The following is a 14,008-nucleotide window of genomic DNA, read 5'->3' as shown; positions in this document are numbered from 1 at the left end:
ACACGATCAACCGGAGGCGCTGTAGCGGGCCTCGCGGGCCGTGGCCGTCAGGGCTGCGGCACGGGCGGCCTCGGTGGGGGTGAACGGCAACGCGGGACGCCGGATCAGCAGGGCGCGGTCCGGGTTGACGGAGATCACCATGGTGGTGTTGAGCTCGGCCCCGTCGTCCACGGTGTCGCCCGGCCGCCGCCACTCGACGTGCGGGACCCGCAGCAGCTCCGCCATGGCCTCGGGCAGCCGGTCAGGGTCCGCGCTCACCCGCTGCGCCAGGACAAGAGCCTGCACGCCGGGGTCGGTGAGATCCTTGACCTGGGCCGGCACGATGACCACGTCCAGCCCGCCCGCCTCGCTCAGCGCCCCGGCCAGCACATCACGGGCCAGCCCCCGCGGCGCCTCGATGACGAACTCGTCCAGCGCGTCACACCCGGCGGGCGTGATGGCACTGCTGCCCGTCGGCGCGATGTGCAGCGCCAGGATGTTGCAGCCCAGCCGCCCGAACGCCCCCGCCACGGTGGCGAGCCGGCCCGGCCGCTCCACCACCCGCATGCGAATGCGCCACAACATCATGGGCGAGCCCGCGCCGCCCTCCACGGGCAGCGGGGCCGCCTTCCGTACGCTCCGGCGGCCCAGCCGCTTGTGCAGCGCCGCCCCGGCGATCAACGCCGCTCCCAACCCCACCAGCACGGCTGGACCGGGCTCCTGGCGGCCGAGCAGGGTCGCGAGCAGGTGCGCCAGGCCGACCGCGAGGAACAGCGCGGCCAGCTCGACGATCTCCCGCCGCCAGGAGCTCCGGTTTCCGTTCGACACCTTGGGTGCATCGCTCATGCCGCCCAGTGTGTCCGCGGCGTGTTACCTGATCATGAACGGCGCGATTGCGGCGCCATTAAACCGCCTTCACCGCATGACTTGTACGTGACCTGGCTCTAGACCTTCTCGACCTCGATGACGAGCGCGGTGGTGGGCCGCAGCACAGGGGCGGGCAGCCCGAGCTCGCCCAGGACCGCCCCGCTCAGCCGCACCGGACCGGCCGTCCACTCCGGCAGCCCCGACCGTGGGGGCTTGGGCCCGGCGACGCGCACCTCGTACGTGCTCGAGGGGTCGAGCCCGGGCAGGCGCAGCGGCGCGGGGCCGATGGGGACCCTCGAGGTGAGCTGGGCGAACGCGAACACGCCGCGCTCGGGCAGCACCACCCCGTGCAGCAGCGCCGTCGGGTCGGGATGGTCGGCCCGCACCACCCGGCCCGCGTGCAGCACCGGCCGCAGCCGCTTGTGCAGCGCGATCCATTCGGCCAGCTCCTCCAGCTCGGCCTCGCTCACCGAGGTCAGGTCCCACTCCACGCCCATGTGCCCGAACAGCGCGGTCGCGGCGCGGAAGGCCAGCGGCAGCGAGCGCCCCGTGATGTGGTCCTGCGCGGCGCCGACGTGGCTGCCCATCCGCTCCGGCGGCACGAGCAGCCCGGTCCAGCGCTGGATCGCCTGCCGGTCGAGCGCGTCGTTGCTGTCGGAGGTCCACACCCGGTCGGTACGCGCCAGGACGCCGTAGTCGATGCGCGCGCCGCCCGACGAGCACGACTCGATCTCCAGCCCGGGGTGGCGGGCACGCAGCTCGTCCAGCAGCCGGTACGTGGCCAGGGTCTGCGCGTGCACCCCGGGCACACCGTCGTGGACGGGCTCGGCGATGTCGCGGTTGTGGTCCCACTTGATGTAGTCGAGCTCGTACTCGCTGACCAGGCTGTCCAGGCGCTCCAGCAGGTAGTCGTACGCCTCGGGCCTGGCCAGGTCGAGCACCTGCTGGTGGCGGTACGCCGGCGGCATGCGGTCGGCCTGGCCGAGGACCCAGTCGGGGTGCGCGCGCAGCAGGTCGGAGTCCGGGTTGACCATCTCCGGCTCGAACCAGAGCCCGAACTGCATGCCGAGCTTGCGCACGTGCTTGACCAGCGGGTGCAGGCCGTTCGGCCACACGCCCTCGTCGACGTACCAGTCGCCGAGGCCGGCCTGGTCATCGCGGCGGTGGCGGAACCAGCCGTCGTCGAGCACGAACCGCTCGATGCCGGCCGCCGCCGCCTTGTCGGCCAGCTCCAGCAGCCGGTCCAGCCCGTGGTCGAAGTAGGTGGCCTCCCAGTTGTTCAGCGTGACGGGCCGGACCGGCAGCGGCCGGGCGGCGCGCAGGTGGTCGTGGAGCCGGGCGCTCGCCTCGTCCAGACCGCTGCCCGACCAGGTGAAGTACACCAGCGGCGTGCGGTAGCTCTCCCCCTCGGCCAGGACGATCTCGCCGGGCTCGAGCAGTTCGCCCGCCGCCAGCACCGCCGGCCCCTCGGCCAGCCGCTCCGCGTAGTGGACGTGGTTGCCGCTCCAGCCCGCGTGCACCGCCCATACCTCGCCGCCTCTGAACCCGAACCCCTCGGTCCCGGCCACCAGCAGCCCTGTGCCGTCGTGCCCGGTCCGGCCGCGCCGGTTCTCCCTGGACCACACGCCCTGGGCGAACGCCGTGCGCTGCGGCACCTTCTCCAGCGCCCAGCGCCCGGTGAAGTCCAGCAGCTCGCCGGCGCGCGCCGGCACCGGCAGGGCGCAGGTCAACCCCTCCAGCCGGTACGGCGAGGCGGCGGTGTTCGTGACCGTGTGCCGCATCGTCACCAGGCCGCCGGCGTCCATGGCCAGCTCGCTCACCAGCTCCAGACCCGCCCGGGCGTCGGAGGCCACGACGGTCACCGTGCCTCCCTGCCCGGGGGTGGCGTCCACGTCGAGCCGGTCCAGCGTCCAGCGCACCGGCCAGTGCTCGCCCGCCCGGCCGCCCGACAGGCCCGGCCGGCCGTACCAGCTGTCCGCCTGGGCGGGCAGCAGCGGCTGCGCGGGGGTCAAGGACGCCAGTGCGGGCAGCAGGTCGGACCCGGCGGCGGGTCCGAGGTCGGCGCCGAAGTGGCGCACCCGCGGCAGCCCGGGTCCGTCGAGGACGAGGGCAGTACCTGCGGCGGACAAGATGAGGGGTGTCAAGTCGGGCTCCTCAGTCAGCAGACGCTGGTCGATACCACGCGAACCTACAGGAATGAGGCACTCGGCCTGATCACGGGGATGCCCCTCCGGTGGAGACGCCCGTTTCCCGCCTCACCGAGGCTGGAGCACGATGTTCAGGTCGTCCTGAGTGGGCGGCGTGGTCCAGGTGAGGCCGGGACCGCCGGCTTCGATCAGGCGCTGTGTCACCTCGCGCAGCAACTCCTGAGCGCCGGCCTCCGGCTGCTTCTCGCGGGCCTCTCCGTAGAGCTCCACCAGCCTGGCCAGGTCCAGCATCATCGTGTTGGAGTCGCGCGGGGCCACCATCAACGATCCGAGGGCCACGTCGGTGCAGGAGGAGCACGCGCCGACCACGATCTTCCCCACCGCCTCGGCGAAGGCCTGCCGGTCCATGCCGTCCGCCTCGCCCTCCAGCCAGTCCGCGCGCAGGTGCAGCACGCCGGGCCGCTCCACCGCCGAGAGCTGCGAGACCAGCGTGGCGACCGCGCTCTGCGGATCATGCAGCGCCCCGTCTCCCCTGGCCATGAAGGCGTCGGCGAGCAGGGGCAGCGAGATCAGCCGGGGCGGCTCGTACGTCGCGAGCACCCCGCACCACACGTGCGCCCGCTGTGGATAGGCCCGCAGACCCTCCATGAACGCGGGCTCGGTCTCGGCCGGGAGCCCGAGGTCCATGTCCCCATGGATCTCGAACGTGTCGTCGGCGCCCCCGCCGACCGCGTCACGCCGGAGCCACCAGACCACCCCGCCCACCACGACGGCCGCCAGCACTGCGACTGCGATCCACACGATGTTGTTGCTTTCCCCTCGTACCTGATAGCGGTAGCAGCGTAGTGTCACCGACCACGATTCAGTGCCATTTATCCGCATCCGGACCGCCGCATCACACACAGCCAAGGGGCTGACAGAATTGGAAATATGACAGACGGCATCCTGACGGCGGATCAGATCCTCACGGCGGCCCAAGACGTCCTGCGCCGCTACGGTCCCGCCAAGGCGACGGTCGTCGACGTCGCGCGGGCGCTCGGCGTCAGCCATGGCAGCGTCTACCGGCACTTCTCCAGCAAGGCGGCCCTGCGCGAGGCCGTCACCCAGCGCTGGCTGGACGAGTCGCACGCGGAGCTGGGCATCGTCCTGGCCTCCGACGCGCCGGCCCCCGTGCGGCTGCGCGAATGGCTGAGCACCCTGTTCCGCGCCAAGCGCAAGAAGGCGCTCGGCGACCCCGAGCTGTTCGCCACGTACACGGTGCTGGTGGGCGAGTCCAGCAAGGTCATCGAGCGGCACATCGCCGACCTGGTCGGCCAGGTCCGGCAGATCGTCGAGGCCGGTGTCGCCCGGGGCGAGTTCGCGGCTCCCGACCCGGCCGCTGCGGCCCGTGCCGTGTTCGACGCCTTCGTCCGCTTCCACAACCCGGCGCACGCCGCCGACTGGAGCCTGCCGGACATCGAGGACGACTTCGCCGCATTGTGCGATCTCATCCTTCGCGGGCTGGAGCCCCGCTGATTGGTGTGATGTTTTTACGTCTGGGTAATCGGAATTGATCCTCGCGGATCCGTCCTGTCCCCCGGAATCACGGTTCACGCCTGACCAGGCATGTACACTTAGCGTCAAACACCGTCGCACTACGTGACGCGTCATGACTCTGGTGCCCACGGCAAGGGCTGGCCCGCGCAACCGGCAGGAGGTTCCGGCCCTGACAGAGCGCGGAGCCGACATGCAGCCACTGCACCTGACCACCAGCCGCCGCAACGACACCCTGACCGTCAGTGTGTCCGGAGATCTCGACATCGCCACCACCGAGCAGCTTCGCGGTTACCTGTTCGGGCTGCTGAGGGAGGCGGGGGGCGCCCCGCGCAGACAGGCCACGCTCCTCATCGAGGTGAGCGGGCTCACCTTCATCGACGCGGCCGGGCTCGGCATCCTCGTCTCGGTCCGCAACCACGCTGTGCGCCGGCACACCGCGATGCGCCTCACCGGCATCCCGCCCACGATGCGGCGGCTGCTGCGGATCACCGGCCTGGAGGGCCACCTCACCTGATCGGCCGCCCTGTAGGTTGGCAGGGTGATTCAGGTTCCCGATCAGATACCCCTGAAGCTGGAGGACGGGTTCGAGCGCGTCGGGCGGGAGCTCGGCCTCCCGGGCGACTTCCCCAGCGCCGTGCTCGACGAGGCCGCATGGGTGGCGCGAGTGCCCCGGCTCGACGCCGAGGACCTGTCCGAGGTGCCGTTCGTCACCATCGACCCGCCCGGCTCGATGGACCTCGACCAGGCCGTCCACCTGGAGCGGGTGCGCGGCGGCTACCGCGTCTGGTACGCGATCGCGGACGTCGGCGCGTTCGTGCGTCCCGGCGGCGTCATCGACACCGAGGCCCGCACCAGGGGCGAGACCGTCTACCTGCCCGCGGACAAGGTGCCGCTGCACCCCAGAGTCCTGTCGGAGGACGCGGCCAGCCTGCTGCCCGGCGCGCTGCGCCCGGCCGCGGTGTGGCGGATCGACCTCGACGCCGACGGCCGCACGGTCGGCGCCGACGTGCAGCGCGCGCTTGTGCGCAGCCGCGAGCGCCTGGACTACGCCTACGTGCAGGCGGCGGTCGACACGGGCACGGCCGACGGCGTGCTGGGGCTGCTGGCCGAGATCGGCCGCCTCCGGCTGGCGCTCGAGCGTGAGCGCGGCGGCGTCACCCTGCCCACGCCCGAGCAGGAGGTCGTCCCCGGGGACGACGGCTCCTACCGGCTCGAGTTCCGGCTGCCGCTGCCCGCCGAGGCGTGGAACGCGCAGATCTCGTTGCTGACCGGCATGGCCGCGGCCGCGATGATGCTGGACGCCGAGATCGGCATCCTTCGCGTGCTGCCCCGGCCGCACGCCGACGACCTGGCGAAGGTCCGCAGGGTGGCTCAGGCGCTGGACGTTCCGTGGCCCGACGGGGCCTCCTACGGCGACGTGGTGCACGACCTGGACCCGAAGAACGCGCAGCAGGCAGCGTTCCTGCACGAGTCGAAGGTGCTGCTGCGCGGCGCGGGCTACGTGGCCTTCGACGGCGCCCCGCCCAAGCTGGCCGAGCACGCGGCGGTGGCGGCGCCGTACACGCACGTCACGGCGCCGCTGCGGCGCCTGGCCGACCGCTACGCGACGGAGGTGTGCCTGGCCGTGGCGGCCGGCGAGCCGGTGCCGTCCGACATCAGGGCGGCGCTTCCGAGCCTGCCCGGCATCATGACCACGACCGGGCGGCGGGCCGGGGCGGTGGAGCGCGCGTGCGTGGACCTGGTGGAGGCGTTCCTGCTGCGGGAGCGGATCGGGCAGGCGTTCGAGGCGGTGGTGATCGACGTGGACGACCGGCGCGGCGGCGGGCAGGTGCAACTCGCCGACCCGGCCGTGATCGCCCGCTGCGAGGGCCCGCTCCCCCTGGGCGAGCAGGTCACGGTACGCCTGACGCAGGCGGACCCGGCGACCCGCGAGGTCCGCTTCACGCTGGCGACCTGACCCATGGACAGGCCGCGCACGGACGCTCCGCGCGCGGCCCTCGACCCGGTATCACTTCTTCAGCGGGGTCCATCCCGCGCCCACGCCCATCAGGTGGAGCGCGACGCAGAGCAGCCCGGCGGTGCCGAGCGTGGCGACTGTGATCACGCTGCCGACGGCGAGGCCGGCGATCTCGAAGATGAGCGCGAGCACGAACAGTACGGCGGCGACTAGGGCGAACATGGCTACCTCCAACGGGGCCGGCCCGGACACCGCGCATCCGAGGTGACTGGCCTCGGCGGGTGCGTCCGAGGATGTCTCTGACATGGAGATTTCCAGCGCCATCGCCCGAAAAACTGCCCCGAAGGTGACGATGTGTGAGCGTCTGACAACACCACCTTGACCGGCCGGTCAGTGCTCCGGGCGCGGCGGGCCGCCGTCGCGGTAAAGACTCGCCGGCGTCTCCGGTCACGCCCGCCACTGCAGGAAGGCGCCATGGTCTACCCTCGCATCACTTGACGGGGCTGCCTGGAGACCTGAACGGCGCGGACTGTTCGCCGCCGCCTTTTCCACCGGCATTCGCGGCGCACGGCGGAACGGCGCGGCACTTTACCCGCGCCCCGTCTCCGGCCGACAAGCCCCGCCGCGGGCGGGCGGACGGCAAAAAGCTGGGCCGCCGCACTGGAAGTCCCTTTAGCAAAAATAACGGCGCATGTCAGTGATGTAGCGCACCGTAGCGGAGCGCCATCCGTCCATTCTTGTAACGCGCTCCAGAGCAATTTCTGACTGCCGGGAGTTTTGCCTTCGCCGGATGACTTCGCCCGCCTCGGCGACCTAGCTTGAAAGGTGATCCGCAGCCCATATCAATGTCTTTCGGGACGGATATGGAGCTCCGCAGAGAGATCCGGGCACCGCCCGGAGTTCCCAACCCTCAAGAGGAGATCTCTCATGATCAAGACTCGCAACCTTCTCGCCGCCGCCGCGATGGCGGCCACGGCCCTTGCTGCCCCTGTGGCGGCATCGGCTCAGTCCACCGTCACCGAGCCCACGGTCCAGAAGAGCACCACGCAGCTCACCAAGCAGCAGCCGTGCCGGAACGCCAGGAACCGCGCTAGGTGCATCCGCCGCTTCGGCGGTGGCGGCGGAGGCGGTGGCGGCGGAGGCGGCGGCGGAGGCGGCGGCGGTGGTGGTGGAGGCGGCGGCGGTGGAGGCGGCGGCGGTGAGCACCGTCGTCACCACGGCGGCGGCGGTGGCGGCGGCGGTGGCGGTGGTGGCGGCGGAGGCGGCGGCGGTGGTGGTGGCGGCGGCGTCGAGCGCGGCGGCGGAGGCGGCGGCGGCGGAGGCGGCGGCGGCGGAGGCGGCGGCGGCGTCGAGCGCGGCGGCGGCGGCGGCGGCGGAGGTGGCGGCGGCGACTTCGGCGGCGGCGGCGGTGGCGGAGGTGGAGGCGGCTGATCCATCATCCGCACCGGTCCGAGCACTGCGCCTCATCGACACCTGAGCCGTCGAGCCTAGGTGTTCCAGGCCAACCGCCCACACCGGAATGACAACGGAAAATGAGGGCCGCACCGGGTTCCGGTGCGGCCCTCCTCACGTGCCGGCGCTGAACGCGCCTGAAGCCACCAGCCGAACGCGCGGCGAACCGGCCCGATACCAGCGCCCCCACCCCATGGGCAGCGGCGGACCGGCGGCGAAGCAGCGCACCCACGTGGGCAGCGGCGAACCCGCCCGAAGCTGCACACCCCGTGGGCAGCGGCGGACCGGCCCCGGAAACCAGCGCACCCGCCCCGTAGGGCGGGTGGCGGCTCGGGATGCGGGCCGGATCCGGGGAGGTTTGGGCCCGGCGGTGGTCAGGTGGCGCGGGACAGCGAGTGCGGGCGGTGGGCGACGCGCTTCAGGCGGATGCGGTCCGGCGGCCGGGGCACGGGCGACAGCTCCACCACCCGCGCCCCCTCCGGCAGGTGCCGCAGGTCGTGCGTGATCAGGAGCGTCGTCCGGCCGGCCATGAGCCGCAGCAGCGGCCGCATGACCTGCGTGGCCGTGGCCTCGTCCAGGCCGGTCATGGGCTCGTCGAGCACCAGCACCGGTGTGTCGCGCAGGATGGCCCTGGCGATCGCGATCCGCTGCCGCTGCCCGCCGGACAGGAGCCGGCCGCGCTGCCCCACCGGTGTGTCGTACCCCTGGGGCAGTGCCTTGACGAAGTCGTGCACGCCCGCCGCCCGCGCCGCCTCGATGACCTCGTCGAGCGAGGCGTCGGGCCGCCCGTAGGCGATGTTGTCACGTACCGAACCCGAGAACAGCAGCGTCTCCTGGTGCAGGACCGTGATGTTCTCGCGCAGCGACTGCCGCGTCAGGCCCCGGATGTCGGCCCCGTCCAGCAGGATGCGGCCCACGCCCGGGTCGTAGAACCGCAGCAGCAGCTTGACCAGCGTGGACTTGCCGACCCCGCTGGGCCCGGCCACGACGACGACCTCTCCGGGCGAGGCGGTGAACGACAGCTCCCGCAGCACCTGCCGCCCTCTCCTCGGGTAGGCGAACCCGACCCGGTCGAACTCGACCAGGCCACGGCTCCTGCCCGCGGACACGGCTCCGGCGGCGTCGGTGACGACGGGCTCCACCCGCAGGATCTCGATGACCCGGTCGGCCCCGGCGGCCGCCTCGGACACCGTCAGCGCCAGCTCGCCCAGCGCCTGCACCGCCGGATACAGCAGTGCCAGGTACGCGGCGAAGGCGAGCAGGCCGCCCAGCGTCAACCGGCCGGCGGCGATCTCCCACGCGCCGAACCCGAGGATGACGATCAGGCAGACGGTCTCGATGATCTGGACGGCGGGGCCGTACAGGCTGGACAGCCAGGCCTGGGCCATGTTGGCGCGCAGCCACGTGCGGCCCTCGCCGTGCAGGCGCCGCGACTCGGTCTGCTGCCGGTTGTAGGCCTGCACGAGTGGCTGGTTGGCCAGCCCCTCCTCCAGGACGCTGTTCATGGCGCCGTTGCTGGCGCGCTCCTGCGCCGCGGCGGTCCTGAACCTGGCCGCGAACGCCCTGGAGACGACCAGGAACAGCGGGATCAGCGCCATCGTGACGAGCGCGAGGTCCCAGCGGATGAAGAAGGCCGCCCCGGCGAAGAACACCACGCTGGCAGCGGTGGTGAGCGCCTTGACCAGCCCGGACCCGACCAGCTCCTCGATGGCCTCGATGTCGTCGGTCAGCCGTGCCATCAGGTCGCCGAGGCGCCGGTTCTCCGAGAAGTCCGGCGCGAGCGTCTGGACGTGCGCGTACACCCGGTCGCGCAGGGCCAGCAGGAACCGTTCCGCGCCCAGCGCGGTGACGTACGTCGCCACGAACGACGTCACCCCGGCGACCGCGGCCAGCCCCAGCCAGGCCAGCGCCGGAACCCAGAACGCGGCCAGCCGCCGGGTGGCGAGCACCTCGTCGGTGATGTGGCCGAACAGGCGGATGGCGGCGACCTCGCAGAGCGCGGCCAGGACGGCGAAGACGACTCCGGCCGCGAACAGCCGCCGCAACCCGCGGGTGTCCGGCCAGAACTCGCGGAAAGTCCGGCGAAGGGAAATCGCCGGTGCGAGTTCGCGGCCGGAGGCAGACATTGAGAGCCGACGGCTGTGCCGCCGGCCCTCAAGGGTGTTGTCAGACACCCTCACCTAGCACCCCCACCACCGTCGGCGGCAGCACCCGTCCCACCACCTACGGCGACAGCAGCGCCTGCGGCGGTGACAGCCCCAACCCTGCTGGAAGTCGATGCGTGCGAACTGAGTGCTAGCCATGATTCCTCCCCCGTTTGGCGACTTGCACAAATCGCACGTTATCACCAGAATTGCGATAAAGCAGTTGAATTCGACAATTCCAAAGAGATTTGACCGGCAGGACCAGCAGACAACGGCCATTCAGCGCGCGCGTTAAATCACTTGTAAAAGAACACAACCACTCAACGGGGTCACGGGACCGCCAAAGATGCTTCTCGGAACTGGTTCCAAGGTGTAGGCCGCCCGATACTTTGGTCCGATGGATCGCAGGGCCGCGGCCGGGATCATGGACGTATGGCATTCATCGGCGTACTTCTCATGATCCAGGGCTTCGGCGGCCTCATCGCCGAGCACGTCTTCGGCCAGAGCTTCGGCCTGCTGCACCGCTGGCTCGACGGCACCGCGCTGACCGTCGTGAGCGCGATGACAGGCATCGCCGGCCTTGCGCTGACGGTCTACGGCGTGCGCAAGGAGGAGTCCTAGCGGCGCCGAGGTCTACGGGGAGGCTGGAGGCCGCCCGCCGGGCGAGCGGCGCCTCCAGCCGTGTGCTCAGGTGAGCGAGGAGTAGGCCACCACGCCGCGCCGCATCCCGTCGATCGCCTTGCCCGCCGTCTGCTTGATCTTGCTGCCTGCCGGCGCCGCGTCGCCGAGCTGGCTGAGCAGGTCCATGAGCTGCTTGATCCACCGTACGAAGTCGCCGGCCGCCAGCTCGTTGCCGTTGACGCCGTCCCTGAGCACCGCGTCGAGGGTGTGCCCCTTCGTCCACCGGAAGGCCGCCCAGGCGAACGCCATGTCGGGCTCCCTGATCGTGGAGAGCCCGTGGTCGGACTCGATGCCCTCCAGCTCCCCCCACAGCCGGACCATCGCCGACAGCGCCTCCTGGGTGTGCCCGGCGGGGACCTTGGGACGGCGCGCGTCGTCGGACGCCCGCGACTCGAACACCAGCGCCGACACGCACGCGGCGAGCTCGGCCGGGTCGAGCTCCTCCCACAGGCCCTTGCGCAGGCACTCGGCGGTCAGCAGGTCCAGCTCGGTGTAGATGCGGCCCAGGCGGCGGCCCTCGTCGGTGACGGCCTCGCCCTCGAGGTAGCCCAGCTGCTCCAGCACCGAGCAGATGCGGTCGAACGTACGCGAGATGACATGCGAGCGGCCCTCGACGCGGCGGCGCAGCCCTTCGGTCTCACGCAGCAGCTTGTAGTAGCGCTCGGCCCAGCGGGCGTGGTCCTCGCGCTCGTCGCAGCCGTGGCACGGGTGCTGGCGGATGCGCCGGCGCAGCTCGTTGACCTCCTCGTCCTCCACCGTGTGGTCGCGCGCCCTGACCGGCTTGCCCAGGTCGCGGTCGCCGATCTTGGCGAGCAGCGTGGAGACGAGGTTGGCGCGCTCCTTGGGCGAGCGGCCGTTGAAGTTCTTCGGGATGCGCAGCTTCTCGAGGGGCTCGACCGGGACGGGGAAGTCGGAGGGGTCGAGCTTCTTCACCTGCTTGCCGATGGTCAGCACGAGCGGGCTCGGCCCGGTGTCGGCCCCACGGCCGCGCGGGTTGCGGCCGGGGTCGAGCACGATCGCCAGCCCCGCCCTGCGCCCGCCGGGCACCCGGATGACGTCGCCCGGCTCCAGCGCCTCCAGCGACCGCACGGCGGCGGCCCGGCGCGCCGCGCCGCGCTGCTTGGCCAGCTCGGCCTCCCTGTCGGTGAGCCTGCGGCGCAGCGCCGCGTACTCGGGGAAGTCGCCCAGGTGGCAGGTCATCGCCTCCTGGTAGCCCTCCAGGGCCTCCTCGTGCTTGCGCAGCTGCTTGGCCAGCCCCACGACCGCCCGGTCGGCCTGGAACTGCGCGAACGACTCCTCCAGCAGCGTCCTGGCGCGCTCCCTGCCGAACTGGCCGACGAGGTTGACCGCCATGTTGTAGGAGGGCTGGAAGCTGGAGCGCAGTGGGTACGTACGCGTGCCGGCCAGGCCCGCCACCGACAGCGGATCCATGCCCGGCTGCCACAGCACCACCGCGTGGCCCTCGACGTCGATGCCCCGCCGCCCGGCCCGCCCGGTGAGCTGGGTGTACTCGCCGGGCGTCAGGTCGGCGTGGGTCTCGCCGTTCCACTTGTCGAGCTTCTCGATCACCACGCTGCGGGCCGGCATGTTGATGCCCAGGGCGAGCGTCTCGGTGGCGAACACGGCCTTGACCAGCCCGCGCGTGAACAGCTCCTCCACGACCTCCTTGAACGCCGGCAGCATCCCCGCGTGGTGCGCGGCCAGCCCGCGCTCGAGGCAGTCGCGCCACTCCAGGTAGCCCAGGACGGCCAGGTCCTCGTCGGGCAGGTGCGCGGTGCGCTCGTCCACGAGCTGCCTGATCTCGTGCTGCTCGCGGTCGGTGGTGAGCCGGATCCCGGCGTACAGGCACTGCTGGACGGCGGCCTGGCACCCGGCGCGGGAGAAGATGAACGTGATCGCGGGCAGCAGCCCCTCGGCGTCGAGCTTCTCGATCACCTGCACCCGGTCCGGCGGCCGCGAGCGCTGCGGCCGGCCGTAGCCGCGCCTGCCCCGGCCCGCCATCAGCCGCTCGGCGTCGCGCGTCACCCGCATCAGCGTGGGGTTGATGCGCAGCGTCAGGTCGTCGTTCATGAACATGTCGTAGAGGCGGTTGCCGACCATCATGTGCTGCCACAGCGGCACAGGACGGTGCTCGTCGACGATCACCGTGGTGTCGCCGCGCACCTCGCCCATCCACTCGCCGAACTCCTCGGCGTTGCTCACGGTCGCCGACAGCGCCACCAGCCGCACCGACTCCGGCAGGTGGATGATCACCTCTTCCCAGACGGCGCCGCGGAACCGGTCGGCCAGGTAGTGGACCTCGTCCATCACCACGAACCCGAGCCCGGCCAGCGTCGCCGACCCGGCGTAGAGCATGTTGCGCAGCACCTCCGTGGTCATGACCACGATGGGGGCCTCGCCGTTGACGCTGTTGTCGCCGGTGAGCAGGCCGACCTTGGCGGTGCCGTAGCGCTTGACCAGGTCGTTGTACTTCTGGTTGGACAGCGCCTTGATGGGGGTGGTGTAGAAGCATTTGCGGCCCTGCTCCAGGGCCAGGTGAACGGCGAACTCGCCGACGACCGTCTTGCCCGACCCCGTGGGCGCCGCGACCAGGACTCCGTCGTCGGCCTCCAGGGCCCGGCAGGCGTCCAGCTGGAAGTCGTCCAGCTCGAAGTCGTAGAGACCTCGGAACGATCTCAGCGCGGCCCCGTCGTCCCCATGTCTCTGACGGAAGGCCGCATAGCGTTCCGCTGGCGTTGTCATACCCGCCAGCCTACCGAAATCGCCATTCCGGTCGGTCCCACCGTACTCCGCAAGGTCATTCGGCTTCCGCCGGGCGCCTTTACAATGTAGATCTCAAACGAGCACCCGCAGCGCCCCAGGGCGCACCTCGCAGTGCACCGGCGCAGGTCCCACGCGCTCACCGTCGGCGTAGGCGACCACGTCGGGAGCCTCCAGCCGCACGCTGCGCACCCGCCGCACCGACACCGCCGGATGCCCCACGTGCGTCCCCCGGTACACGCTCGGGAACACCCGCAGGAACTCGGCCTTCGACACGGCGTCCAGCATCATCACGTCCAGCAGCCCGTCGTCGGGGCGCGCGTCCGGGCACACCCGCATGCCCGCCCCGTAGGAGCGCGTGTTGCCCACGGCGACCAGCATGACCTCCCGCTCGACGACCTCGTCCTCGTCGAGGGTCACCCGGAACGGGATCGGCCGGAAGGAGCGCAGCTCCTGCGCCGTCGCCCGCACGTACCGGCCCATGC

General features: G+C 71.7%; 11 protein-coding genes and 1 pseudogene. 5 read left to right on the top strand and 7 right to left on the bottom strand.

Annotation, left to right across the window (positions count from 1 at the left end):
* Nucleotides 1-6 precede the first annotated feature (6 nt).
* From AB0J64_RS24655 to AB0J64_RS24645, 3 genes are all read right to left on the bottom strand, one after another.
* A complete protein-coding gene (locus tag AB0J64_RS24655) occupies nucleotides 7-825 on the bottom strand; it encodes an ACT domain-containing protein (RefSeq protein WP_364030935.1) in 819 nt (272 codons plus the stop codon).
* A 98-nt stretch (nucleotides 826-923) separates the two neighbouring features.
* Entirely contained in the window at nucleotides 924-2,990 is a 2,067-nt protein-coding gene (locus AB0J64_RS24650; protein WP_364030932.1) for an alpha-galactosidase, read from the bottom strand.
* A 111-nt stretch (nucleotides 2,991-3,101) separates the two neighbouring features.
* Nucleotides 3,102-3,794, bottom strand: a complete 693-nt coding sequence (locus AB0J64_RS24645) for a hypothetical protein (protein ID WP_364030929.1) — start codon at nucleotides 3,792-3,794, stop codon at nucleotides 3,102-3,104.
* 129 nt (nucleotides 3,795-3,923) lie between these two features.
* Between AB0J64_RS24645 and AB0J64_RS24640 the strand changes: the two genes are divergently transcribed.
* From AB0J64_RS24640 to AB0J64_RS24630, 3 genes are all read left to right on the top strand, one after another.
* Nucleotides 3,924-4,508, top strand: coding sequence for a TetR family transcriptional regulator (locus AB0J64_RS24640; RefSeq protein ID WP_364030926.1), 585 nt, complete (start codon nucleotides 3,924-3,926; stop codon nucleotides 4,506-4,508).
* 211 nt (nucleotides 4,509-4,719) lie between these two features.
* Nucleotides 4,720-5,043: an STAS domain-containing protein gene (locus tag AB0J64_RS24635; RefSeq protein ID WP_364030923.1), complete on the top strand. Its 324-nt coding sequence runs from the start codon at nucleotides 4,720-4,722 to the stop codon at nucleotides 5,041-5,043.
* A 24-nt stretch (nucleotides 5,044-5,067) separates the two neighbouring features.
* The gene (locus AB0J64_RS24630; RefSeq protein ID WP_364030920.1) at nucleotides 5,068-6,486 is read left to right on the top strand and encodes an RNB domain-containing ribonuclease; all 1,419 of its coding nucleotides are present in this window, start codon (nucleotides 5,068-5,070) and stop codon (nucleotides 6,484-6,486) included.
* Nucleotides 6,487-6,537: 51 nt separating this feature from the next.
* On the opposite strand, the gene AB0J64_RS24625 is transcribed toward AB0J64_RS24630, so the two are convergent.
* On the bottom strand, nucleotides 6,538-6,708 hold the full coding sequence (locus tag AB0J64_RS24625; protein ID WP_344995683.1) for a hypothetical protein: 171 nt from the start codon (nucleotides 6,706-6,708) through the stop codon (nucleotides 6,538-6,540).
* Nucleotides 6,709-7,600: 892 nt separating this feature from the next.
* Here AB0J64_RS24625 and AB0J64_RS24620 point away from each other — a divergent pair.
* Entirely contained in the window at nucleotides 7,601-7,963 is a 363-nt protein-coding gene (locus AB0J64_RS24620; RefSeq protein ID WP_364030917.1) for a hypothetical protein, read from the top strand.
* Nucleotides 7,964-8,312: 349 nt separating this feature from the next.
* On the opposite strand, the gene AB0J64_RS24615 is transcribed toward AB0J64_RS24620, so the two are convergent.
* Entirely contained in the window at nucleotides 8,313-10,064 is a 1,752-nt protein-coding gene (locus AB0J64_RS24615; RefSeq protein WP_364030914.1) for an ABC transporter ATP-binding protein, read from the bottom strand.
* Nucleotides 10,065-10,514: 450 nt separating this feature from the next.
* Here AB0J64_RS24615 and AB0J64_RS24610 point away from each other — a divergent pair, with 450 nt between their 5' ends.
* A complete protein-coding gene (locus AB0J64_RS24610) occupies nucleotides 10,515-10,703 on the top strand; it encodes a hypothetical protein (protein ID WP_364030911.1) in 189 nt (62 codons plus the stop codon).
* Nucleotides 10,704-10,769: 66 nt separating this feature from the next.
* Here the strand turns inward: AB0J64_RS24610 and AB0J64_RS24605 are convergent, their stop codons facing one another.
* Nucleotides 10,770-13,505: a DEAD/DEAH box helicase gene (locus AB0J64_RS24605; RefSeq protein ID WP_364030908.1), complete on the bottom strand. Its 2,736-nt coding sequence runs from the start codon at nucleotides 13,503-13,505 to the stop codon at nucleotides 10,770-10,772.
* A 93-nt stretch (nucleotides 13,506-13,598) separates the two neighbouring features.
* A pseudogene (locus AB0J64_RS24600) lies at nucleotides 13,599-14,008 on the bottom strand (sphingosine kinase); the annotation flags it as partial.

Origin of the sequence: Nonomuraea sp. NPDC049695, assembly GCF_040674955.1 — a bacterium.
Lineage (GTDB): Bacteria > Actinomycetota > Actinomycetes > Streptosporangiales > Streptosporangiaceae > Nonomuraea > Nonomuraea helvata.
This window is presented reverse-complemented; position numbering and strand designations above follow the sequence as displayed.

Coding starts and splice junctions, on each gene's coding strand:
- AB0J64_RS24655 (WP_364030935.1), bottom strand. CDS start 825: ATGAGCGATGCACCCAAGGTGTCGAACGGAAACCGGAGCTCCTGGCGG.
- AB0J64_RS24640 (WP_364030926.1), top strand. CDS start 3,924: ATGACAGACGGCATCCTGACGGCGGATCAGATCCTCACGGCGGCCCAA.
- AB0J64_RS24635 (WP_364030923.1), top strand. CDS start 4,720: ATGCAGCCACTGCACCTGACCACCAGCCGCCGCAACGACACCCTGACC.
- AB0J64_RS24625 (WP_344995683.1), bottom strand. CDS start 6,708: ATGTTCGCCCTAGTCGCCGCCGTACTGTTCGTGCTCGCGCTCATCTTC.
- AB0J64_RS24615 (WP_364030914.1), bottom strand. CDS start 10,064: ATGTCTGCCTCCGGCCGCGAACTCGCACCGGCGATTTCCCTTCGCCGG.
- AB0J64_RS24610 (WP_364030911.1), top strand. CDS start 10,515: ATGGCATTCATCGGCGTACTTCTCATGATCCAGGGCTTCGGCGGCCTC.
- AB0J64_RS24605 (WP_364030908.1), bottom strand. CDS start 13,505: ATGACAACGCCAGCGGAACGCTATGCGGCCTTCCGTCAGAGACATGGG.